Annotated in this window: 21 protein-coding genes and 1 pseudogene; 11 read left to right on the top strand and 11 right to left on the bottom strand. The window is 71.0% G+C overall.

Annotation, left to right across the window (positions count from 1 at the left end):
• Nucleotides 1-68: 68 nt before the first annotated feature.
• The 6 genes from cobA to ACFQVD_RS43195 form a co-directional block, all read right to left on the bottom strand.
• The gene (cobA, locus tag ACFQVD_RS43220) at nucleotides 69-1,301 is read right to left on the bottom strand and encodes a uroporphyrinogen-III C-methyltransferase (RefSeq protein WP_343966931.1); all 1,233 of its coding nucleotides are present in this window, start codon (nucleotides 1,299-1,301) and stop codon (nucleotides 69-71) included.
• 154 nt (nucleotides 1,302-1,455) lie between these two features.
• Nucleotides 1,456-2,538, bottom strand: a complete 1,083-nt coding sequence (gene cobT / locus ACFQVD_RS43215; protein WP_343966767.1) for a nicotinate-nucleotide--dimethylbenzimidazole phosphoribosyltransferase — start codon at nucleotides 2,536-2,538, stop codon at nucleotides 1,456-1,458.
• A 60-nt stretch (nucleotides 2,539-2,598) separates the two neighbouring features.
• A complete protein-coding gene (locus ACFQVD_RS43210; RefSeq protein WP_343966769.1) occupies nucleotides 2,599-3,426 on the bottom strand; it encodes a sirohydrochlorin chelatase in 828 nt (275 codons plus the stop codon).
• A gap of 277 nt (nucleotides 3,427-3,703) precedes the next feature.
• Nucleotides 3,704-4,324: a LutC/YkgG family protein gene (locus ACFQVD_RS43205; protein ID WP_343966771.1), complete on the bottom strand. Its 621-nt coding sequence runs from the start codon at nucleotides 4,322-4,324 to the stop codon at nucleotides 3,704-3,706.
• Nucleotides 4,321-5,733, bottom strand: a complete 1,413-nt coding sequence (locus ACFQVD_RS43200; protein ID WP_343966774.1) for a lactate utilization protein B — start codon at nucleotides 5,731-5,733, stop codon at nucleotides 4,321-4,323. The genes ACFQVD_RS43205 and ACFQVD_RS43200 overlap by 4 nt, the downstream gene beginning before the upstream one ends.
• Nucleotides 5,730-6,512: a (Fe-S)-binding protein gene (locus ACFQVD_RS43195; protein ID WP_343966776.1), complete on the bottom strand. Its 783-nt coding sequence runs from the start codon at nucleotides 6,510-6,512 to the stop codon at nucleotides 5,730-5,732. The genes ACFQVD_RS43200 and ACFQVD_RS43195 overlap by 4 nt, the downstream gene beginning before the upstream one ends.
• Nucleotides 6,513-6,582: 70 nt before the next feature.
• On the opposite strand from ACFQVD_RS43195, the gene ACFQVD_RS43190 reads away from it, so the two are divergent.
• Nucleotides 6,583-7,335, top strand: coding sequence for a FadR/GntR family transcriptional regulator (locus tag ACFQVD_RS43190; protein WP_343966778.1), 753 nt, complete (start codon nucleotides 6,583-6,585; stop codon nucleotides 7,333-7,335).
• Here ACFQVD_RS43190 and ACFQVD_RS43185 read toward each other — a convergent pair.
• Nucleotides 7,267-8,757 (bottom strand): sulfatase family protein, encoded by a 1,491-nt coding sequence (locus ACFQVD_RS43185; RefSeq protein WP_343966780.1) that lies wholly within the window; start codon nucleotides 8,755-8,757, stop codon nucleotides 7,267-7,269. The genes ACFQVD_RS43190 and ACFQVD_RS43185 overlap by 69 nt on opposite strands.
• Before the next feature lie 110 nt (nucleotides 8,758-8,867).
• On the opposite strand from ACFQVD_RS43185, the gene ACFQVD_RS43180 reads away from it, so the two are divergent.
• Nucleotides 8,868-9,887, top strand: coding sequence for an LLM class F420-dependent oxidoreductase (locus ACFQVD_RS43180; protein WP_343966782.1), 1,020 nt, complete (start codon nucleotides 8,868-8,870; stop codon nucleotides 9,885-9,887).
• 98 nt (nucleotides 9,888-9,985) lie between these two features.
• Here the strand turns inward: ACFQVD_RS43180 and ACFQVD_RS43175 are convergent, their stop codons facing one another.
• Both ACFQVD_RS43175 and ACFQVD_RS43170 read right to left on the bottom strand, forming a co-directional pair.
• Nucleotides 9,986-11,062, bottom strand: coding sequence for a hypothetical protein (locus ACFQVD_RS43175; RefSeq protein WP_343966784.1), 1,077 nt, complete (start codon nucleotides 11,060-11,062; stop codon nucleotides 9,986-9,988).
• Entirely contained in the window at nucleotides 11,049-11,615 is a 567-nt protein-coding gene (locus ACFQVD_RS43170) for an RNA polymerase sigma factor (protein ID WP_343966786.1), read from the bottom strand. Before ACFQVD_RS43170 ends, ACFQVD_RS43175 begins: the two co-directional genes overlap by 14 nt.
• Nucleotides 11,616-11,779: 164 nt before the next feature.
• On the opposite strand from ACFQVD_RS43170, the gene ACFQVD_RS43165 reads away from it, so the two are divergent.
• A complete protein-coding gene (locus tag ACFQVD_RS43165; RefSeq protein ID WP_343966788.1) occupies nucleotides 11,780-12,430 on the top strand; it encodes a response regulator transcription factor in 651 nt (216 codons plus the stop codon).
• Between the two features lie 122 nt (nucleotides 12,431-12,552).
• A pseudogene (locus ACFQVD_RS43160) lies at nucleotides 12,553-13,026 on the top strand (DUF4328 domain-containing protein); the annotation flags it as partial.
• Nucleotides 13,027-13,260: 234 nt separating this feature from the next.
• Here ACFQVD_RS43160 and ACFQVD_RS43155 read toward each other — a convergent pair.
• The gene (locus tag ACFQVD_RS43155) at nucleotides 13,261-13,593 is read right to left on the bottom strand and encodes a DUF6504 family protein (protein ID WP_343966933.1); all 333 of its coding nucleotides are present in this window, start codon (nucleotides 13,591-13,593) and stop codon (nucleotides 13,261-13,263) included.
• Nucleotides 13,594-13,599: 6 nt separating this feature from the next.
• Nucleotides 13,600-14,355: a GntR family transcriptional regulator gene (locus tag ACFQVD_RS43150; protein WP_343966790.1), complete on the bottom strand. Its 756-nt coding sequence runs from the start codon at nucleotides 14,353-14,355 to the stop codon at nucleotides 13,600-13,602.
• Nucleotides 14,356-14,766: 411 nt separating this feature from the next.
• Between ACFQVD_RS43150 and ACFQVD_RS43145 the strand changes: the two genes are divergently transcribed.
• The 7 genes from ACFQVD_RS43145 (at nucleotide 14,767) to ACFQVD_RS43115 (ending at nucleotide 22,288) form a co-directional block, all read left to right on the top strand.
• A complete protein-coding gene (locus ACFQVD_RS43145) occupies nucleotides 14,767-15,936 on the top strand; it encodes an ABC transporter substrate-binding protein (RefSeq protein ID WP_343966792.1) in 1,170 nt (389 codons plus the stop codon).
• On the top strand, nucleotides 15,933-16,811 hold the full coding sequence (locus ACFQVD_RS43140) for an ABC transporter permease (RefSeq protein WP_343966794.1): 879 nt from the start codon (nucleotides 15,933-15,935) through the stop codon (nucleotides 16,809-16,811). The genes ACFQVD_RS43145 and ACFQVD_RS43140 overlap by 4 nt, the downstream gene beginning before the upstream one ends.
• Nucleotides 16,799-17,656, top strand: a complete 858-nt coding sequence (locus ACFQVD_RS43135) for an ABC transporter permease (RefSeq protein WP_343966796.1) — start codon at nucleotides 16,799-16,801, stop codon at nucleotides 17,654-17,656. Before ACFQVD_RS43140 ends, ACFQVD_RS43135 begins: the two co-directional genes overlap by 13 nt.
• Nucleotides 17,653-18,741, top strand: coding sequence for an ABC transporter ATP-binding protein (locus ACFQVD_RS43130; RefSeq protein WP_343966798.1), 1,089 nt, complete (start codon nucleotides 17,653-17,655; stop codon nucleotides 18,739-18,741). The genes ACFQVD_RS43135 and ACFQVD_RS43130 overlap by 4 nt, the downstream gene beginning before the upstream one ends.
• Nucleotides 18,731-19,426, top strand: coding sequence for an HAD family hydrolase (locus tag ACFQVD_RS43125; RefSeq protein WP_386273930.1), 696 nt, complete (start codon nucleotides 18,731-18,733; stop codon nucleotides 19,424-19,426). The genes ACFQVD_RS43130 and ACFQVD_RS43125 overlap by 11 nt, the downstream gene beginning before the upstream one ends.
• A 37-nt stretch (nucleotides 19,427-19,463) precedes the next feature.
• Nucleotides 19,464-21,242: a serine/threonine protein kinase gene (locus ACFQVD_RS43120; protein WP_343966802.1), complete on the top strand. Its 1,779-nt coding sequence runs from the start codon at nucleotides 19,464-19,466 to the stop codon at nucleotides 21,240-21,242.
• Between the two features lie 83 nt (nucleotides 21,243-21,325).
• On the top strand, nucleotides 21,326-22,288 hold the full coding sequence (locus tag ACFQVD_RS43115) for a quinone oxidoreductase family protein (protein ID WP_343966804.1): 963 nt from the start codon (nucleotides 21,326-21,328) through the stop codon (nucleotides 22,286-22,288).
• Nucleotides 22,289-22,386 lie beyond the last annotated feature (98 nt).

The raw sequence follows: 22,386 nt of genomic DNA, 5'->3' as shown, positions 1-22,386 counted from the left end.
CTGGGGGATGCCGACGAGGCGAGGGTTACGGCCACCACCCGATTGGGGGGGCCTGTTGGAAGCCGATTTCACGGTACTCGCTCCGCTCGAACCATCTCGACCTCCTGGCCGACCTTCACGACATCACCGACGATCACGATCGCAGGGGGCCGAATCTCAGCCGCGCTTACGCGCTCCGCCACAGTGGAGAGCGTGGCGTAAAGAGCGCGCTGGGTCGGAAGGGTACCGTCCTGTACCACCATTACGGGAGTTTCCGGCGAACGTCCGTTATAGAGCAATGTTTCGGCGATCACTCCGATCCGTTCGACCGCCATCATAAGCACCAGCGTGCCGCCGGATCTGGCCAGATTGGGCCAGTCGACCGTGGATCTCTCGTCGCCCGGCGGGACGTGTACGGAGACCACGTGAAATTCCTGGCTGACGCCGCGATGCGTCACGGGCACGTTGGCGGCGGCCGGCGCCGCGACCGGGCTGGTGATGCCGGGGACCACGACCACCGGGATGCCCTCGCGGGCGCAGGCGAGCAACTCCTCGCCGCCGCGGCCGAAGACGAACGGGTCGCCTCCCTTGAGCCGGACCACGAACTTGCCCTGTCTGGCGTGCTCGATCAGCAGCTCGTTGATCCTCTCCTGGGCCATGTAACGACCGTAGGGGATCTTCGCGGCGTCGATCAGCTCGACGTCCGGGGAGAGCTCGTCGAGCAGGGCCTGCGGGGCGAGCCGGTCGGCGACGACCACGTCGGCCTGGGCCAGCAACTGCCGTCCACGGACCGTGATCAGGCCGGGGTCGCCGGGGCCACCGCCGACCAGGGCGACGCCCACGGGCTTGGTGCGGTTACGCCGGGCGTCGACCGTACCGTCCCTGAGGGCTCCCACGACGGCGTCCCTGATCCCGGCGGCACGCCGGGGATCGCCTCCGGCGGTGATCGCCACACTGATCTCGTCCACCTTGCCGCTGGCGGGGGTCCAGGCCGCGGAGGCGTCCTTGTCGTCGGCGCGCACGCACCAGATCCGCTTCGCCTCGGCCTCCTCGGCCACGGCGGCGTTCACCTCGGGGTTGTCCGTGCAGGCCTGCACCAGCCAGGCCCCGTCGACGTCGCCGGCCTGGTAGCGCCTGGCCTCCCAGGTCACCCGGCCTGTCGCGATGAAATCGTCGAGGGCGTGCGTGACGCTCGTCGAGACGATGGTGACCAGTGCGCCCGCGTCGAGCAGCGCCGGCACACGCCGCTGGGCGACGCGCCCGCCGCCCACGACGAGCACCCGCCGCCCGGAGAGGCGCAAGCCGAGCAGGTAGGGCGACATGGTGACCGATCTCCCGTTCACGAGGAATTGCGAATCATGACGTGCTTAGGAGGTAAACCTACCGGCTAACGGGGCTCTCTTTGCTGCACCTGTGTTAACAGATGTCAAGAAAGGGCTGACTGTTGTCAACCGGCCGGCTTAAGACTTCCGCAGGTCAGGCTTCCTTGTCCGTCACACCGGCGGAATCGAAGGTCGCGACTTCGTGCATCACCCTGGCCGCGGCGCAGACGAGCGGGTGGGCGAGCAGGCCACCGGTGCCCTCGCCGAGCCGGAGTTCCAGCTCCACCAGGGGACGCAGGCCCAGGTGATCCAGGGCCGCGGCGTGACCGGGTTCGGCCGAGCGGTGCCCGGCCACGCAGTGGTCGACGACGTCGGGCGCCAGTGCCGCCGCCGCCAGTGCCGCCGCTCCCGCGATGACACCGTCCAGGATGACCGGCACCCGCAGAGCGGCCCCGGCGAGGACGAATCCGGCGATCGCCGCGTGTTCCAGGCCGCCGACCGCGGCCAGCGTCTCCAGGGCGGACACCGGGGAGGCGGCGCCCGGCCCCCGCTCCAGACCGTTCACCCGGAGTGCCTCGCGGACCACCTCGATCTTGCGTTCCAGGGTCTCGCCGTCGATGCCGGTTCCCCTGCCGGTCACGGCCGCCGCTTCGTGTCCGGTGAACGCGCAGATCAACGCGGCCGAGGCGGTGGTGTTGGCGATGCCCATGTCCCCGGTGATCAGGCAGCGGGCGCCTCCGTCGACGAGACCGCGGGCATGGGCGATCCCGGCCTCCAGGGCCGCGACCGCCTGCTCGGGGGTCATCGCCGGTCCGCGGGACAGGTCGGCCGTACCGTACGCGATCTTACTGATCGTCAGTCCCGGCGCCGGGTCGAGGTCGGCGGCCACGCCGACGTCGACGACCGTCACCGAGGCTCCCACCTGGGCGGCGAAGGCGTTGGCCACGGCACCGCCCGCGAGGAAGTTGCCGACCATCTGCAGGGTGACCTCCTGCGGCCACGGGGTCACGCCCCTGGCGTGGACACCGTGGTCGGCGGCGAAGATCGCCAGAGCCGCGGGAACCGGGAGTGGCGGCGGGCTGACCGCCGCGGCCCCGGCCAGCCGTATCGCCACCTCCTCCAGCGCGCCGAGCGCGCCCCTGGGCTTGGTCAGGCGGTCCTGGTGGGCTCGGGCCTCGGCGACGGCCGCCGGATCGGCGGGACGGATCGCCGCGATGGTCTCCTGGAGGATGGTCATGCGCTCCAGTCTCCTCCAGAAACCAGCATTCGAAAAAACGCCGGAAACCGCATCGCCGGATCACCAGGCGATGCCGCTGAGCGCCTCCTCGTAGCGCTCGATGACCACGTCGGCCAGACCCTCGCAGTCGCCGATGACGTCGGCGCAGCGAACGTCCAGGTTGGAGTGGCCGGCGGCGTAGGCCATGGCCTGAGCCCAGACGCGGTCGAGCAGGCCGCCGGCGAAGAGCAGGTAGGGCACGACGATCACGCGCTTGGCGCCGAGGCGGCGGCAGCGCTCGATGCCGCCGGGGACGCCGGGCGGGGTGAGGGAGACGAACGCCGTCTCCACGGTCATGTACTCATGGGCGTGGGTCTCCCAGAAGAGCCGGGAGACCCGGTGCACGTCGGCGTTGGACTCGGGACTGGTGGAGCCGTCGCCGACCAGGACGACGGCGGTCTCGCCGATCTCGATGTGCTCGGGTTCGTCGTCGAGCGGCCCGGCGGCGGCGGGGACCAGCCGGAGGCTGGCGACCTCGGCGGCGGCGTCGGCCAGACGCTCGGCGAGCAGCGCGAGGACGCGGGGGTCGGAGCCCAGGGGACGGCCGTAGTCGCAGGTGAGCATGGGATGTCTCTCCCGCTCGCGGGCCATCGCGGAGGGGATGTCCGTGCCGAGCCAGGTACCGCCGGTGAGGCTCATGGGCTGGGCCACCATCCGGTGATGCCCGCGCGCGACCAGCGACGCGACGGAGTCGCTGAGGCGCGGCCTGGCCTTGGCGATGTAGCCGCCGGAGACGTCCGCCGCCGTCTGGTCCAGTCGGCAGCGGAGCCGATGGATGAACCTGCCGAACTCAACGGATCCGTTGTCGTCGTGCGAGCCCTGCCCGATGAGCAGCAGCGGCGGTTTCATGGAAACAGGACTCCAATGACCTTGACCTGGGGTTACGCAGTAACGACTCGCGACAATATCCGATAATGACACCACGTGGGCAGGTAACGGATCGGTAAATTCCGCCTTTTCTTCTGCGAACGTGATGGACGGTGGAGATCGGATCGGTTCCGGCGGGCGACAGCCGTCCGCCGGCCGAGCCTGTGGATCACACGCCCTGGCACGCTAGCCGGGCATGCCGGAGACGTCCAGCACGGCCACATCCGTGTTTCGCGCCCGACGCGCCTTCCCCGCCGGGTCAGCGGACGACGACGACCTCCAGCGTGCGCGGGCCGTGCACGCCCTCCACCCGGTTCAGCTCGATGTCGCTGGTCGCGGAGGGACCGCTGATCCAGGTCAGCGGCCTGGAGGGGTCGAGCCTGCCGACCGCCTCGGGAACGCCGGCCACGATCTGCCCGGCGCGCACGACGCACAGGTGATAGTCCGGTACCAGGGTCAACGCCCGGCGCCCCTGCCCGGGGCCGGCGTCCAGCACGATCGTGCCGGTCTCCGCGATCGCCACGGCGCACCCGGTGACGACACCGTCCACCCCGTCCAGCTCGGCCGCGCTCAGCGGCGGATCATCGGTGACCGGTTCTCCGGGAACCCACTCGGATGGCAGCCCTTCGGGGACGACCAACCGGGTGGCGCTCCGGCGGGCCAGCGCCGCCGCGATCGTCGCGGCCGCCTCTCCCTCGTCCACCACGTGCACGACCGCCCGGTAGTCGGCCACCCGCTCGGCGAGCAGTTCCACCAGGCCCGTCGCGCGGGCCGGGTCCGGTGAGGTGCGGTAGGCGCGGGTTATCTCGACCTCGCCGGCCCCGGCCACCGCGGAGCGGATCCGCGACAGGATCAGCTCCCTGCTGCCCGCAGCGGTCATTGAACGCCTCCGTCCGTACGGTCCCACCAGTCACGGAATGACTCGGGAGGAATATCGGGAATGTCACGCGTGTCGGTCCAGGCCGACAGCGGGCCCGGCAGGCGTCCGGGGACGAACCTGCGCAGGCGGCCGCCGAGCCGCTGAGCACGTGCCAGCCGCGCGGGGCGGTCGAACACCCACCCGGCGGCACGCATGCCCAGGCGCTCGACGCGCGCGTGGCGGACCTTGCCGCGCAGGTGGACCAGGACCTCGGGAATGTCGATCGCGACCGGGCAGGCGTCGAAGCAGGCGCCGCAGAGGGTCGAGGCGTACGGCAGCGACGCGTCCAGCTTCGAGGCGGTGCCGCGTAGCTGCGGGGTGAGGATCGCACCGATCGGTCCCGGATAGACCGAGCCGTACGCGTGGCCTCCGGCCCGCTCGTAGACCGGGCAGACGTTCAGGCAGGCCGAGCAGCGGATGCAGCGCAGCGCCTGACGGCCGATCTCATCCGCCAGCACGTTCGTCCGGCCGTTGTCGAGCAGTACCAGGTGGAACTCCTGTCCCTCGACCGCACCGGTCCAGGTGGAGGTGTATGGGTTCATCCGCTCGCCGGTGGAGCTCCTGGGCAGCAGCTGGAGGAAGACCTCCAGGTCCTGCCAGCCGGGCAGCAGCTTCTCGATGCCGACCACGCTGATCAGCGTCTCGGGCAGGGTGAGGCACATCCGCCCGTTGCCCTCGGACTCCAGCACCACCAGCGTGCCGGTCTCGGCGATCATGAAGTTGGCGCCGGAGATCGCGACCCTGGTGGAAAGGAAGCGCTCGCGCAGGTGGAGCCGGGCGGCCTCGGCGAGGGCCCGGGGGTCGTCCGTCAGGTCCTCCGGCGCGGCGCGCCCCCAGTCGGCCATCCTCTCCCGGAAGATCTCGCGGATCTCCGCGCGGTTGCGGTGGATCGCCGGGACCAGGATGTGCGAGGGCCAGTCGTCGCCGAGCTGGACGATCAGCTCGGCCAGGTCGGTCTCGTAGGCGGTGATGCCCTCCAGTTCGAGTGCCTCGTTGAGGCCGATCTCCTGGGTCGCCATCGACTTGACCTTGACCACACTGGTCTCGCCGGTGGCCTTGACCAGGTCGGCGACGATCCGGTTGGCCTCCTTGGCGTCGGCCGCCCAGTGAACGTGGCCGCCCGCCGCGGTGACCGCCTCCTCCATGCGCACCAGGTAGTGCTCCAGATTGCGCAGGGTGTGGTCCTTGATCTCCTTGCCCGCCCGGCGGAGCTCGGCCCAGTCGGGCAGCTCACCGACCATGGCGGCCCGCTTGCCGCGGATCGTGTGGGTGGCCTTGCGGAGGTTGTACCTGAGCTGCGAGTCCCGCACGGCGACCGCGGCGTTCGCGGGGAAGGCCGGCATGCCGAGGAACGTGGCGCTCCCGCTCATCCGCGCACCGCCCTGTCGTCGCCGCTCTCCGTGGCGGCGAGGATCTCGGCGAGGTGCATGATCCGTACACCGGCGCGCTGGCGTGCCAGGGCACCACCGATGTGCATCAGGCAGGAGTTGTCGGCCGCGCACAGCACCTCGGCACCGGTGGTCACGACATTGTGCACCTTGTCCGCGCACATGGCGGCGGAGATCGCCGGGTTCTTCAGCGCGAAGGTGCCGCCGAAGCCGCAGCACTCGTCCGCTCCGCGGAGCGGGACCAGCTCCAGGCCCCTGACCTGCTCGAGCAGGCGGGTGGGCCGGTCCTGCAGGCGGAGGCCGCGCAGCGAGTGGCAGGTCGGGTGGTAGGTCACCCGGTGCGGGAAGTAGGCGCCGACGTCGGTGACGCCGAGGACGTCGACGAGGAACTCCGAGAGCTCGTAGACCTTCGGCACCGTCTCGGCCACCTCCGCGGCGAACGGGCCGGGCGGGGGCCTCTCCCCCGCGGGGGCTCCGGCGGGGGTGCGGGCCAGACGCGGATACTGCTCGCGGACCATCGCGGCGCACGACCCGGACGGCGCGACGACCGCGTCGTACTCGGCGAAGACGTCCACGAAGTGCCGCGCGAGCCGCCTGCCCTCCTCGGGGTACCCCGTGTTGACGTGCATCTGGCCACAGCAGGTCTGCGCCCGCGGGAACTCGACGTCACATCCGAGGCGGCGCAGCAGCGTGACGACCGCCCGCCCGGTGCCGGGAAAGAGCGTGTCGTTCACGCAGGTGATGAACAGGGCGACGCGCACGGTACTCCTTACGCTTTATGGTCAGACCATAGTATGGTCTGACCATATTCCCTCACAAGAGGAGGCCCCCTTGGGCGGTTGGCAACCGGTCCGGCGCACCCGGGCGTTCGAGGACGTGATCGCCCAGATCGAGCGGCGCATCGCGGACGACGGGCTCACGGTCGGCGACCGCCTGCCCGGCGAGCGGCAACTGGCCGAGCAACTGCGGGTGAGCCGGTCGTCCGTACGCGAGGCGATGCGGGTTCTGGAGACGCTGGGCGTGGTGTCGTCGCAGGTCGGGCGGGGGCCGGACGCGGGGGCCTGCCTCATCTCCAGACCCGCGGACGCCCTGAGCGACCTGCTCAGACTCCATCTCGGGCTGTCGAACCTGTCGCTGGCGGAGGTCGTCGACGCCCGGCTGATGATCGAACAGTGGTCCGCCGCGCATGCCGCGGCACAGGGGGCGGACCTGTCGGCCATGACCGCCGCGCTGGAGAGGATGGACGCCTCGACGACCGCGGAGGAGTTCGTCGAGCACGACACGGCCTTCCACGTGGCCATCGCCGAGGCGTCGGGCAACAGGCTGACCACCGCCATGATGCTCTCGCTGCGTGACTCGCTCCGCCGCTACGCGGTCGGCGCGGTCGAGCGTCTGGGCGACACGTCAGGGCTGATGGCCGATCATCATCGGATCCACCGGGCCATCGTCGCCGGGGACGCGGCGGGGGCCGCCGCCGCCGTCGAGGCCCACCTGCTGCGGGCCTACCCCGGCATCTCACGGTCCCCACGGGCCGAGGAAGAGGGGCCGGACGGGCAGCACGGGCGGCTTGACCGAGTCGGCTGACCTGCAGGTGGCGCCCGAGCAGGAGACCAGTGCGTCGAGCTGCTGGTTGAACCGGGCGATCACGGAGAGCGGGGTCTCGGCCGCGATGTTGCGGAGTTGGTAGGGATCCGCGACGAGGTCGTAGAGCTGGTACTCGCCGGTCGAGTAGCGGACGAAGGTGTGCCAGGCGGTCCGCATGCCCTGGTAGGCCGGGACCGGGGTCTGGCGGGCCGAGCCCGGATCCGTCGGGCGGTTGAACTCCAGCAGCACGTTCTGGCGCCACGAGGGCGGCGTGCGGCCCCGCAGGAGCGGCAGCAGGGAGCGGCCCTCGACGAAGTCGGGGAGCGTGACACCGGCCAGCTGGGCGAACGTCGGGGCCAGGTCGACCGTGGAGGCCATGTCGCCGACGACGTGGCCCGCCGGTACACCGGGGCCGCGGACCAGGAGCGGCACCTTGATGGACTCGTCGAAGGGGGTGGTCTTGCCCTGGGCGAGCCGGTGCTGGCCCTGGTGGAACCCGTTATCGGAGGCGAAAAAGATATACGTTCCATCCAGCTTGCCGGAGACCCTGAGGGACTCGATCAGGGCGCCCACCATGTCGTCCACGCCGAGCATGGCCCGGAGCCGGTCGCGGTAGTGCCGGTCGATCTTCTGGACCTTCCTGGCGTCGAACTGCGGGAGCGACCTGAGCCAGAGCGGCTCGGCGCTGACATCCGGCTGGTTGAAGGACGGGGTGCGCGGAGCCACCGCCCCGGCGAAGGCGGCCTCGTGCCGGGGGGCGTAGTTGGCGGGATTGTGCGGGGCGATCGGGGCGAGGTAGAGGAAGAACGGGTCGTCGCCCGGCTGGGAGACGAACGCCCCCGCCTTCGCACTGAGCACGTCGGCCAGGTAGTCCTCCGGCGCGAAGCCGTAGGCCCGCAACGCGCCGTTCTCGTTGAGCGTGTAGCCGTACTCCTCGTAGAGCCTGCGCACCGGCACGTCCCACTCGTCCCAGCCGGGTGGCACGTAGGTGGCGGCGGTGGCGCCGCCAGGGTAGTGGTTGAGGTACTTGCCCATCAGGCCGGTGCGGTAGCCGGCCGACTTCATCCAGGTCCCGAGCGTGGAACGTTCCAGGCCGGTCGTATGGTACTTGGTGAAACCGCCCTCGGGGGCGGTGTTGGTCAGCACTCCGTGGCTGTGCACGTACTGGGAGCGCATGATCGACGCGCGTGACGGGCAGCACCAGGAGTTCGGCACGAAGAACCTGTCAAAGCTGGTGCCGCTCCTGGCAAGGAGGTTTGAGATGTTGGGAAATTTCTGGAGATCCCCCGCATCCAGGTCGTCAACGAGGACCAGCACGATGTTGGGCCGCTCCGCCGCGTGCGCCACGGCCGGGATCGCTCCCGTGACGGCGAGGGCAAGCAGGAAGATCAGGGAGAGGAGCTTGCGAGCTGCATAGAGCACAGATGGACGCTTCCCGGGAGACCGAATTTCGACACCTCACACTCGACCGACCAATGTAGAACGTGTTCTAATTGCGGAGCGTGTCCGGCCTTACGTTGCGAGGAGACCCGGTGAGTACCGATCTGAAACTCGGCCTGAACCTCGGCTACTGGCAGCGCGACGCCGACGACGCCACCGAACTCGTCCAGGCCGCGGAACGGCTGGGGTACGAGTCCGTCTGGACCGCGGAAGCCTACGGTAGCGACGCCTTCACCCCGCTGGCCTGGTACGGCGCGCGGACGTCCCGCATCAAACTGGGCACATCGGTGGTGCAGATCTCCGCCAGGACCCCGGCGGCGACCGCGATGACCGCGATGACCCTCGATCACCTCACCGGCGGGCGGCTGCTGCTCGGCATCGGCGCGTCCGGCCCCCAGGTGGTCGAGGGCTGGTACGGCCGGCCGTTCCCCAAGCCGCTGGCCCGCACCCGCGAGTACGTCGAGATCATGCGCAAGGTCTGGCGCCGTGAGGAGCCGGTGACCAGCGACGGCGAGCACTATCCCCTGCCCTACCCTGGCGGCGCGAACCTCGGCAAGCCGCTGAAGCTGATCACCCACCCGCTCCGCGGTGAGATCCCCCTCTATCTCGGCGCGGAGGGCCCGAAGAACGTCGCGCTCGCCGCCGAGATCGCCGACGGCTGGCTGCCGCTCTTCGTGTTCCCCGAGAAGATCGAGCGGATGTACGGCCCCTCGCTCGCCGGCGCCGGGCCTGACTTCGACATCGCCGCCATGGTCATGACACTGATCACCGACGATGTCAGGGCGGCGCTGGACGGGGTGAAGATGATGCTGACCCTCTACATCGGCGGCATGGGCGCCAAGAGCCGCAACTTCCACGCCGACATCATCGGCAGGATGGGCTACGCCGAGGCCGCCGAGGAGATCCAGGCGCTCTACCTGGCCGGACGCAGGGACGAGGCGTTCAACGCGATCCCCGACGAACTGGCCGACGGCATCTCCCTGGTCGGCCCGGTGGGCCGCATCCGCGAACGCCTGGAGCTGTGGCGCAAGAGCCCGGTGAGCAACCTCCTGGTGATGGGCCCCCGCGACGAGGCCTCCCTGCGGACGATCAGGGACCTGGTCCTGGGCTGACGTACTGGGCCGGGGTCCGCCCCGCCCCCGCGGGAGTGACGGACGCGCCGGATCCGGCGGGTGCCCCGCCGCCCCCTCCCGGACGACGGGGCGAAAGATCACTTCCTGGCGCCGAGTTCCCCGACCCAGCCGGAGCTCTCGTAGGCGACCTTGAAGCCCTTGCGGGCGGGGACGAACACGGAGTTGGCGGTGCCCGCCTGGGGCTTCTCGTCCGGGCCGTCGTAGCGGAAGGCCAGCAGGCGCGCCCCCGACTCGTCGATGACCAGGGTGTGGTGGCCGTTGGCGGTGGTGACCGCGGTGCCCTTGCGACCGAGCGGGTCAAGGACGTCCTGCTTCAGCACGAGTCCTGGCTGGTCGGCCAGGATGCGCAGCATCGAAGCGCGGGTGGCCGCGCTCGTCGGCATGGAGAGCAGGTGGCGCGCGCCCTCGAAGACGAAGTCCGCGAACGGCCCCTCGCGGTGCGCCGAGCGGAGCCAGCGCTCAAGTCCCTCGACGTCGCCGGGCAGCTTCTGCTCCTCCCCCACGGTCAGTGTCTTGGCGCCGAGCCCTATTTGCAGGATCATGGCGAAGTCACTGGTCTCAGGGGAGGACCACAGGGACGGAGATCCCTTGGCCTTCCACGCCGCCTCGTCGGAGGGGGTCTCGAAGGTGATCTTGACGTCTTGACTGGACGAGCTCCGCCCCTTCCGGCCGTCGGACCAGATCTCGTCGGTGTGGGCGACGACCGCGCCGGCCCCGACCGGCTCGAAGGTCCTGGTGCGCTCGAACCAGTACCGGCCCTTCGGGGCGACCTCGCGCGCCGCCGTCTCCGCGCCGGCCAGCAGGAACGACCGGGCGTCAAGCGTGACCACCGGTGCGCCGGGCGTGGAGGCGGAGCTGGAGAGCGGGGGGACGAGCTCGGCGGTCCGGCCGCCGCCCGGTCCCCGCAACCCGATCGTCCCCGTCACGACGGCCGGCGCCGTCACCGCCGCGGCCAGCCCGACGAGGGCGCCGACCAGTGCGACCTTCGGGGTGAGACGGAACCCCGGACGGAAGGTGGGACGGAACAGGGAGCGGGGCCGGGGCCTGGCCTCCGCGAAGGCGCGGGCGAGGTCCGCCTCGCGGCGGCGCCGGTGGGCGTCCTCGGTGAGGGCGTCCGGGCGTAGCGCGCGGACCCGCTCGTCAACGTCGTTCATCTGATACCTCCAGTTGGGAGACCCCGGGCCTGGAACCCGGGGTGGGGCGCGGCGCGGTGCCGCAGGGGATCGGTGAGGTTAGATCGAGCGCCTGGGACAGGCGGCGGCGGGCGCGGTACAGGCGGACCGTGAACGCGCGGGCCGAGCATCCGGCGAGCCTGGCGGCATCGGCCGGGGCGAGGCCGTACCAGCTGGCCAGGACCACGGCCTCGACGTCCTGCTCGGACAGGTCGGCCAGCGCCGCCAGCGCGGCCTCGCGCTCGGCGACCTGGTCGGCCACGTCGCCCGCCGGGGCCAGTTCGGCCAGCCTTTCGGCCAGCGCCCGCTTCCGCAGCCCGGAACGCCGCTGCGCGCGCAGCAGGTTGCGGGCGGTGCCGAGCAACCATGGCAGCGGAGACTCGGGCAGGCGTTCCAGCTGCCGCCAGGCGATCAGGAACGTCTCGCTCGCGACGTCCTCGGCCTCCTGCCGTTCGGCACGGAGCAGCGCGTAGCCGAGCACGCTGCGGTAGTGCCGGTCGTACAGCGCGGTGAATCGCGCTTCTGGATCATCCACACCCAGTAGTGCCTTTCCGTGCGCCCCGATCACCGGCGGGGCGAAAAAACATCCGGCTCGTCCGCCGAACATCCTGCGCCGGAAGCCGGGCCCGCCCGCCACCGGCCAGGTTTGTCAGTGAATGCCGGACCGTTGCCCGGCACCGGGCTGGCAGAATCCATCGGGTGACGATTCGGGTGCTCATCGCTGACGACCAGGAACTGGTGCGGACCGGGTTCCAGATGATTCTGGACGCCCAGCAGGACATGGAGGTCCTGGCGACGGCCGCCAACGGAGCCGAGGCCGTCGAGCTGGCCCGGAGGCTGCGGCCCGACGTCTGCCTGCTGGACATCCGGATGCCCAAGCTGGACGGCCTGGAGGCCACCCGCCTCCTGGCCGGGCCGGGGGTGCCCGAACCGATGAAGGTGGTCATCGTCACGACCTTCGACCTGGACGAGTACGTCTATGGAGCGCTGCGCGCCGGGGCGACCGGTTTCCTGCTCAAGGACAGCGGGCCGACCCTGCTCATCGAGGCGATCCGGGCCGCGGCGGCGGGGGACGCGCTGGTGTCGCCCTCGGTGACCGTACGCCTGCTCGAACACCTGGCCCACCCGCGGGCCGGTGCCCTCCGGCCGCCCCGCGAGCCGCTCACCGAGCGCGAGCTGGACGTCGTACGCCTGGTGGCCAGGGGACGGACCAACCAGGAGGTCGCCGCCGAGCTGTTCGTCTCGCTGTCGACGGTGAAGACGCACCTGGGAAGCATCCAGGCGAAGCTCGGCGCCAGGAACCGGGTGGAGATCGCCGCGTGGGCCTGGGAATCGGGCACCGTGAGCTGAGCGAGCCGAGTTGGCCGAGTGGACAGCCGAGTGGACAGAGTGGTCCGAGTGGGCTGATTAGCGAAAGGGCTGACGGGATAGAAAAAGGGCAGGTCCTCAGCGCATGGCGGGGGGAGATATACATGCGCTCTATCCCATCTCTACAGAAAAGGTCGGCTTCGGCCGTCTACTTCACCCTCACCGCCCTGGTGATCGCGACCGCCGCCCTGGCGGTGTTCGAACAGGCCCGCGGCCGACGCCTCGTCCTGGAGATCTCGAAACTCGGCGGCGACCCCCACGCCCCCGGTGCCGACGCGATCTTCGGCGCGGTGACGGTCTTCGCCATCCTGATCATTTTCTTCGCCGCGGCCACGATCGCCGCCGTCGTCGCGTACCTGAACTGGCTGCTCCGTGCCCAGCAGTGCGCCGACCGGCCCGCGGTGGTCACCGTCCTGGCGAGCTGGTTCGTGCCGGTGGTCAACCTCGTCGCGCCCGCCGTGCTGGTCGACCGGCTGTGGCGGGCCTCCCGTCCGCCGGCCGACCGCCGCCCGCGCTGGCGGGCGCTGCTCGCCGCCTGGTGGCTGAGCTGGCTGGTCGCGCTCACAGTGATGCTGGTACGGCTCTGGCCGGGCGTGTCCCATCCGAGCACCGGCCTGACCGGTTTCGGCCCGCCCGAGCTGACCGCCGTCACGGTCGCCGCGCTGCTCTGCGCGGCGACGGTCCGGCAGATCACCGGGATCCAGACCGCGGGTGCCAGGCACCGGCGCCGGATCCCGGCGAACCGTCCGGAGCGTGCCGGACGCCGGGGCGGGGTGGGATCCTGGGGCGTGGTCGCGCCCTGGGGCGGGGAGTCAGTCCCAGGCCCTGATCAGCAGCCAGCCCTCGCCCGCGGTGTCGAACCGGAGCTCGTAGGTGCCGAGCCGGCCATCGGTGGCGGCCTCGGCCCGCCAGAACCGGCGCTCGCCCGGATCGCTGTCGGAGACCTTCCACCACTCGCGCGCGACAACCCAGTGGTCGAGGATCCGGTGGACCGTGTAAAGCTGGTCGCGCCAGGCGAACCGGACGGGCCGTCCCTCGCGGGTCCACACCTCGACAGGGTCACCGTAGAGTCGGTTCAAGACGCCTCTTCTCCCCGGGGCTTCGGATGAGTGCCCGGGGGAAGGCGGGCCTGTAGTATCGAACATACGTTCTCATCGAGCCGGGCGCAAGTCGCCCATCTGCCGTACCAGCGGGTTGGCGTCCACCGAGTTGCGGATGCTGAAGGTCACGCTGCCCGCGCGGTAGCGGTCGTCGGACCACTCGACGGGCCGGCCCTCGTGGGTGGTGGTGACCCGGCGCTGACGCAGCAGCGGGCTGCCCCTGCGCACGGCCAGCAGCCTGGAGTCCTGCACGCCGGCCGCCACCGCGTCGATGAGGTGCTCGCCGTAGGCGAAGACGAGGCCGACGCTGTCGTAGAGGGCCTGGGTGATCGACTCGCAACCGGGTTCGATGCGCTCGACGGCCGGGGCGATCCACCCGGCGTAGGTGGTGCGCTCCAGCATCACCGGCTCGCCCTCCAGGGAACGCAGCCGCAGCACCGACAGCACCGGTTCGCCCGGTTGGATCGCCAGCCGTGCCGCCTCGGTGGCGCCGGCGCCCCTGCGACACTGGCGCAGCACCTGCCCGCTGACCCGGTAGCCCATCGCCCGCGCCCACTGGGCGAAACTGTGCAGCTCGGCGAAGCTCTGGCTGCGCTCGCGGCCGAGCACGATACGCCTGGCCCCCTGCCGGGAACCGACCAGCCCCTCGGTGGCGAGCACCGCGACGGCCTGGCGGATCGTACCCCGGGAGGCCGCGAAGCCGGTGGCCAACTCGGCCTCCGAGGGCAGCTGTGCCCCCACGGCGTAATCGCCTCGCATGATCGCATCGCGCAGCCTCTCCGCGATGCCCAGGTAACGGGGGGTCACGCCCGGCTCCTTTCTCCCGCGCCCCCGAACGACGGGATTCCTTCTCGCGTCCCCTTCAGGACACCCGCGAACGCCCGGTGACCGCCCAACCTCGCCTCGCCTCCCAGAACCGTCCTCGCGTCCGGCCCCGCTCCCACCACCGTTCCCACCACGGTTCCCACCCCTGTTCCCACCCCTGTTCCCGACGACGGGCGCGAGGGCGCGCTCCTTCGCTGCGCGCACCGACCGGCGAGACCGACCTCCACCCTAAACACCCCTGAATCACCCACATAGCTGCGATTTTCGCATTTCACCCACGTACTCCATGCGTTCATCAAACAGCAACGTAGTCACGGCATACGAGGTCTAGCTTGTTTGTACAAGTTCGTCTACTTTCGTGAAATATTGCGCGACACCCCCTTGGGAGACACAGTGATCGCATCCCGAGTTCGCCTTGCCGGTCTGGCCGCTTTCCTCCTGGTGGGAGCCACCGCGTGCGGGGCCGCCCCCGGCACGTCGACCCCGTCGGGAGCCGCCTCCGACGGAGGCTCCGCGGCCGGTGTGGACGCCAGAACCGCCACCTCCGCGGCCGACTTCGGCGGGCTGGACAAGCTCGTCGAGGCCGCCAAGAAGGAAGGCAAACTCCACGTCATCGCCCTGCCGCCGGACTGGGCCAACTACGGAAAGATCATCGAGGCGTTCAAGGCGAAGTACGGCATCGAGATCGAGAGCGAGACGCCCGACGCGGCCAGCGCCGACGAGATCAACGCGGTGAAGACCCGCAAGGGCCAGGACCGCGCCCCCGACGTTCTCGACATCGGCCAGTCCTTCGCGATCAGCGGCGCCGCCGAAGGCCTGTTCGCGCCGTACAAGGTCCAGACCTGGGACAAGATCCCCGAGAACCAGAAGGAGCCCTCCGGCCTCTGGTTCAACGACTACGGCGGCTACATCTCCATCGGCTGCGACGCCAAGAAGATCGACAAGTGCCCGGAGACCTACGCCGACCTGCTCAAGCCCGAGTACAAGGGCAAGGTCGCCCTGAACGGCAACCCCACCAAGTCCGGCTCGGCGTTCGCGGGCGTGTACGCGGCGGCCCTCGCGAACGGCGGCTCCTTCGACGACATCCAGCCCGGCCTGGACTTCTTCAAGAAGCTCAAGGAGAGCGGGAACTTCAACCCGGTGGAGACCACCCCGGCCACCATCGAGAAGGGCGAGACCCAGATCAGCATCGACTGGGACTACAACAACGCCGCCTACGCCCCCAAGATGGCCGAGAAGGGCATCGACTGGAAGACCGTCATCCCTGGCGACGGCAAGTACTTCCAGCTGTACGCCCAGGCCATCAACAAGGACGCCCCGCACCCGGCCGCCGCGCGCCTGTGGCAGGAGTTCCTCTACAGCACCGAGGGTCAGAACCTCTACCTCGGGGGCTTCGCCCGCCCGGTCCTGCTGCCCGCCATGCAGGCCGACGGTTCGGTCGACAAGGCCGCCGAGGCCAACCTCCCGCCGGTCGACGGTGAGCCCACCTTCCCGACGGAGGCGCAGGTCAACAAGGCCAAGGAGGTCCTGGCGAACGGCTGGGGCGCCGCGGTCTCGGGATGACGGCCCCCGCGGTCACGGCCGCCGCCCCGCGCGGCGGCCACGGCCGATCCAAGAACTGGCTGGGCGCCCTGCCGCTGCTGGTCGTGGTGACCGTGGCGTTCGGCATCCCGGCGGTCACCCTGCTCGTCGGGGCGTTCACCGTCAGGGACCCGGCGACCAGGGTGTCGTCCATCGGCACCGCCAACCTGTCCAGGAGCCTGCAGGGCGCCTACCTCAACGCCCTGCTCAGTAGCGTGCGGCTGTCGGCGGTGGTGGCGGTGGCCGCCGCGATCCTCGGGACGTTCCTGGCCCAGGCCGTGATCACCTCTCGCTTCACGGCGCTGCGCGAGGCGGTGCTGACCTTCTCCGGCGTGCTGGCCAACTTCGGCGGCGTGCCGCTGGCCTTCATCTGGATCGCCACCCTGGGCAACTCGGGGGTGCTCACCACCGCGCTGGGCCTCGGCCCCGGCACGCTGTACAACTTCTGGGGCCTGGCCCTGGTCTACCTGTACTTCTCGGTGCCGCTGATGGTGCTCGTGGTGACCCCGGCGCTGGACGGCCTGCGCCCGCAGTGGCGGGAGGCGGCGCAGAACAGCGGCGCCACCACCTGGCAGTTCTGGCGCCACGTCGGCATCCCGGTGCTGACCCCCGCGCTGCTCGGCGGCGTCGTCCTGCTGTTCGGCGGCGCGTTCGCCGCCTACGCCACCGCCGCCGCCATGGTCGGCAGCACGGTCCCGCTGGTCACCCTGCAGATCGCCGACGCGCTCACCGGTGACGTCCTCATCGGCTACGAGAACATCGCGCTCGCCCTGAGCCTCGACATGATCGTCATCGCGCTGCTGGTGATGGCGGTCTACCTGCCGCTGCAGAGGAGGAGTTCCCGATGGTTGCGGTAGCCGCCCTGCCCGACGTCACTCCCGGCGGTCCGGCCCCCGCCGCCCGCCCCGGGCAGCGACGGGCCTGGCGGGGGATCGTGCTGGTCGTCGCGGCGCTCTACTTCGTCGTGCCGATGGCCGTGTCGTTCTGGTTCACCGCCTACTCCGAGGGACAGGGCTTCTCGCTCGCCGCCTACGGGCGGATCCTGTCGGCGCCCGGCTTCCTGTCCAGCCTGCTGCTCTCCCTCGGGCTGGCCGCCGCCACCATCGTCGTGGTGCTGCTGCTGACCCTTCCGGCGATGCTGGCCGTACGGCTCGGCGCGTCGAGGCTGGGACCGGTGCTGGAGCTGATCGCCACCCTCCCGCTGGTCGTGCCGCCGATCACCTACGTGGTCGGCATCAGCACCGCGCTGCGCGGCGGCATCGACGCGCTGGCCGCCACGCCGCTCTGGGCGACGCTGATCGCCGTCCAGGACGAGCGGTTCCCGATCATCCTGGTGCTGGCGTACGTGGTGCTGACGCTGCCGTTCGCCTACCGGTCGCTGGACGCCGGGCTGCGCGCGATCGACGTGCGGACCCTGGTGGAGGCGGCCCGCAACCTGGGCGCCTCGTGGCCGTACGTGCTGTTCCGGGTGATCATCCCCAACATCCGCTCCGCCATCGCCAGCGCCTCGTTCCTCACCCTCGCGCTGGTGCTCGGCGAGTACACGGTCGCCGCCCTGCTCGGTTACCAGACCTTCCCGGTCTGGATCGTCACCATCTCCGGGAACGACGGGCAGCTCTCCGTGGCACTGTCGATCATCAGCCTGCTCCTCATCTGGCTACTGCTGCTCACCCTCTCGGGTGCGGGAAGGAAACGTTCGTGACCGTCGAGTTCCGAGGACTGCGCCGCGCGTTCGGCCGTACGGTCGCGCTGGACGGCCTGGACCTCACCGTGCAGCAGGGCGAGCTGATGGCCCTGCTCGGCCCGTCGGGCTGCGGGAAGACCACGGCGCTGCGCTGCGTCGCCGGGTTCGAGCACCCCGACGCCGGGGCGGTGCTGGTGGACGGCAAGGACATCACCCGGGTCCCCGCCAACCGGCGGGACGCGGGCATGGTCTTCCAGTCCTACAGCCTGTTCCCCAACCTCAACGCCAGGGACAACGTGGCCTTCGGGCTCCAGGTCCGCAAGGTGCCCACCGCCAGGCGGCACGCGCGGGCGGCCGAGTTGCTGGAGCTGGTCGGCCTGCCGGCGCACGCCCAGCGCTACCCGCACGAGCTCTCCGGCGGCCAGCAGCAGCGCGTCGCCCTGGCCAGGGCGCTGGCGCTGGAGCCGCGCGTGCTGCTGCTCGACGAGCCGCTGTCCGCGCTGGACGCCAAGGTCCGGATCACGCTCCGCGAGGAGATCCGCCGACTCCAGCTCGAACTGGGCATCACCACCATCTTCGTCACCCACGACCAGGAGGAGGCCCTGTCGGTCGCCGACCGGGTCGCGGTGCTGCGCGCCGGGCGGCTGGAGCAGTGCGGTCCCCCGGCCGAGGTCTACGACCGGCCCGCCACCCCGTTCGTCGCGGAGTTCGTCGGCACGATGAACCACGTCCCCGGCCACCTGTCCGGCCAGGAGGTCACGGTCCTGGGCCGGCTCATGCCGGTGGACGGCCCGCTGCCCTCCGCCTCCGACGTCGACGTGCTGGTCCGCCCCGAGGCGGTGCTGGTCACGCCCTCCTCCGAGGGGGACGCCACGATCGTGGCCTCGTCCTTCCGCGGCTCGGTCGCGCGGCTGCGGGTGCGGCTGGGCGAGCTGGAGATCCTCAGCGACGTACCGGGACACGACGCGGTGCGGCTGGCGCCGGGCACCCGGGTGGACGTCGCCCTCGTGCAGCGGCCCGTCCTCGTCGCGGCGCGCACCGCCCCCGCCCCCACTCTCCCGGAGTCGTCCGAGGCGTCGGAGGATCCCGCGGGTGTCGGGTGAGCTCCGCGCCGTCCTGTTCGACATGGACGGCACGCTCGTGGACACCGAGGGAATGTGGTGGCAGGCGTGCGCGGCGGTCGCCGCGGAGTCGGGTCTGGAACTGACCGAGGCCGACGTCGGCCACGTGCTCGGCCGCCCGGTCGAGTACGTGGCCGCCCACCTGGTACGGCGCGCGTCGTCCGCCGCTCCCGACGTATCCGCGCTTCCCGGTGGAGCCGACGCCGTCGAACGGGTGGGGGCGCGGCTCACCGACGCCTTCGCCGAGCGGATCGCGGGCGGGGTGACACCGCTGCCCGGCGCGATCCGGCTGCTGGACGACCTGGGCGCGGGCGGCGTGCCCGCGGCGCTGGTCAGCGCCTCCCCCCGGCGCATCGTGGACATGGTGCTCCAGACCGTCGGAGCCGAGCGGTTCACCCTGGTCGTGGCCGCCGAGGACACCGCGCGCGGCAAACCGCTGCCGGACCCCTACCTGCGGGCGGCCGCCGAACTGGGCGTCGATCCCGGCGAGTGCGTGGCGGTGGAGGACAGCCCGACCGGGCTCGCGGCGGCCCGCGCGGCCGGATGCCGGGTGGTGTCGGTCGCGGGCGGCATGGCGCGGGAGGGCGTGCTGGCCGTGGACGGCCTGGAAAAAGTGGACCTTCCGCTGTTGCGACAGCTGGCGAGCGGCCAGAGATCGATAGGCTGAACCACTCATGTGATGGCGTATGCGGTTAGGTACAAAGGTGAACAACCTCAGTCCCGACGAACCACTACAGATAGGCCGATACCGCTTGCTCAGCAGGCTGGGCCGAGGCGGGATGGGCACGGTCTATCTCGGCGAGGCCGCCGACGGGCAACAGGTCGCCATCAAGGTCATCAACTCGGAGTACAGCCAGCACGAGCGGTTTCGGATGCGCTTCCGCAGGGAGGCCGACGCCGCACAGCGGGTCCGCAGGTTCTGCACGGCCGCGGTCATCGAGGCGGCGCTCGACGGCGACCAGCTCTACGTCGTCACCGAGTACGTCACCGGCCCCAACCTGGAGGAGGCGGTGGAGTCCGGCGGGCCGCTGCACGGCTCCAGCCTGGACGCGCTGGCCGTCGGGGTGGCGACCGCGCTGACCGCCATCCACGCCGCCGGGGTGGTGCACCGCGACCTCAAGCCCTCCAACGTGCTGCTCTCCCCGGTCGGTCCCCGCGTGATCGACTTCGGCATCGCCCGCGCGCTGGACACGCTCAGCGGGATGACCGGGACCGGTGAGATCCTCGGCACCCCCCGCTACATGGCGCCCGAGGTGCTCCGCGGCGAGCCGGTCTCGCCCGCCTGCGACGTGTTCTCGTGGGGCTGCCTGATGGCCTTCGCCGCGAGCGGGCGAGCTCCGTTCGGCGGCGAGGCACTGCCCGCGGTGCTATACCAGGTGCTCAACACCGAGCCCACCCTGGAGGGCATGGAGCCCGCGCTGCGCGAGCTGGTCGGCTACGCCCTGGCCAAGGACCCTCGGCACCGGCCCACCTCCCAGCAGCTCCTCGACCACCTGGTGGGCCGCTCCGCCGCGCCCGAGCAGACCGCCCACTCGGTTCAGGCCTCCTGGCAGGGGCAGCCGACAGTGCCCGCGAACGCCCCGGGGAGCGACGACCTCCGGTGGACTCCCACCTCGATGTCCTCCCAGCCCGGCTGGGCGATCTCCGGCAACCCGCAGACGGGCCCCGGTCACACCCTCCTGAGCCCGCAGGGCGATCCCGGGGTCTCCACGCGCGAGCAGTCGACCAGGCGCCGCAGGCTGGTCATCGGAGCGGCCGCGGCGGCCCTGGTGGTGGCCGGCGCGTTCGGCCTGAGCCTGGCCCTCTCCCCCGGCGGCCCCCCGGAGAACCTCGCCCTGCTCTACCAGGACGACTTCACCCAGAGCGGCACCGGCTGGAGCGGCGGCAACTACGACCCGCTCACCAGCAGCTACGGCTACGCCCCCGACGGCTACTACGCAATCGACGTCAGTGGCTACTCCCCCATCAAGCGGGAACAGGCCCCGATCCCCTTCGTGCCCGCGCCTCCCGCCACTCCCAACCCCACGGCCAGCCCCACGCCGGTCACGCCGAGCCGGATCCTGCTCGGCACCGACATCACGATCCGCTCCGGCAGCATCGGCACGGGCGAGTACGGGCTGTTCTGCCGGGGCGAGGACGACAACAAGGCGACCCGGTACGAGTTCCTGCTCGACACCGCCGGGAACGCCCGCATCCGCAAGACCGTCAAGAGCGCCGGGGGCGAGCTCACCAAACCCGTCAAGGTCGACCTGCCCAAGGGAAAGGCCACCCGCCTTCAAGCCGAGTGCACCGGGGTCGACGGGGGCGTGCAGCTCAACATGTGGGTCAACGGCGATCGGACGCAGTCCTTCCTCGACACCAACCCGCTGCCCAACGGCCTGGTGGGGGTGATCGCCCGGGTCGGCGAGAACAGCGACGCCGTGCTCAAGACCGCGTTCGACAACTTCACACTGCACGGCCCCGCCGCGACCGGGCAGCCCTGAGTGATCCGCCCGGTGCCGGGGACGATCGGGACACCGATCGAGACACCGGTCGGGAAACTGACAGATCGAAGGAGTTCAGCACGATGCGCGCCATAGTCGTCTCCGCCACCGGCGGCCCCGAGGTTCTCGACTACGTCGACGACCATCCGGATCCCGAGGTGAACCCCGGGGAGGTACTGGTCGACGTCGCCGCCTCCGGCGTGAACTTCATCGACATCTACCACCGGATGGGGCGTTACCCGCTCTCCCTGCCCTTCATCCCCGGCGAGGAGGGCGCGGGCACCGTCGTCGCGGTCGGCGAGGACGTCCACGACGTCGCCGTCGGCGACACCGTCGCCTGGGCGTCCGTGCCGCGCAGCTACGCCTCCAGGGTCGCGGTACCCGCTTCCAAGCTGCTCCCGGTTCCCGAGGGGGTCGCCCCGGAGGCCGCGGCGGCCATCACGCTCCAGGGGCTGACCGCGCACTACCTGACCCACTCCACCTACGAGGTGAAGGCCGGTGACGACGTGCTGGTGCACGCCGCCGCCGGTGGCATGGGCCTATTGCTCACCCAGATCGCCAAGCTGCGCGGCGCCCGGGTGATCGGCACGGTCTCCACCGAGGAGAAGGAGACCCTGGCCCGCCAGGCGGGCGCCGACGAGGTGCTCCGCTACCGGAACTTCGCCGACGCGGTCCGCAAGCTGACCGGATCCGGCGTGCACGTCGTCTACGACGGCGTGGGCGCGGCCACCTTCGACGAGAGCATCGCCTCGCTGCGCCCGCGCGGCATGATGGCACTGTACGGCCAGGCCAGCGGCCCGGTCCCGCCCGTCGACCCGCAGATCCTCGCCAGGAACGGCTCCCTGTTCCTGACCCGCCCCAGCCTGAACGCCTACATCGCCACCCGCGACGAGCTCGTCTGGCGGGCCTCCGAGATCTACGGCTGGGTGGCCGACGGGCGGATCCGGGTGCACATCTCCAACCGCTACCCGCTGGCGGAGGCCGCCCGCGCCCACTCGGACCTCGAATCCCGCCGTACGACCGGCAAGGTGCTGCTGATCCCCTGAGCGCCCTCCGCCCGATGCCGGGCGTGCGGGAGCGCCGCGCGGCACCGACCGGGGATGCGACTCCTGGGCCCGTCACCCCGCCCTTCGGTGACGGGCCA

It is taken from the genome of Streptosporangium amethystogenes subsp. fukuiense (genome assembly GCF_042665875.1).
GTDB lineage: Bacteria > Actinomycetota > Actinomycetes > Streptosporangiales > Streptosporangiaceae > Streptosporangium > Streptosporangium fukuiense.
Note: the sequence above shows the minus strand (reverse complement) of the source record. Positions and strands in the feature narration are given on the sequence as shown.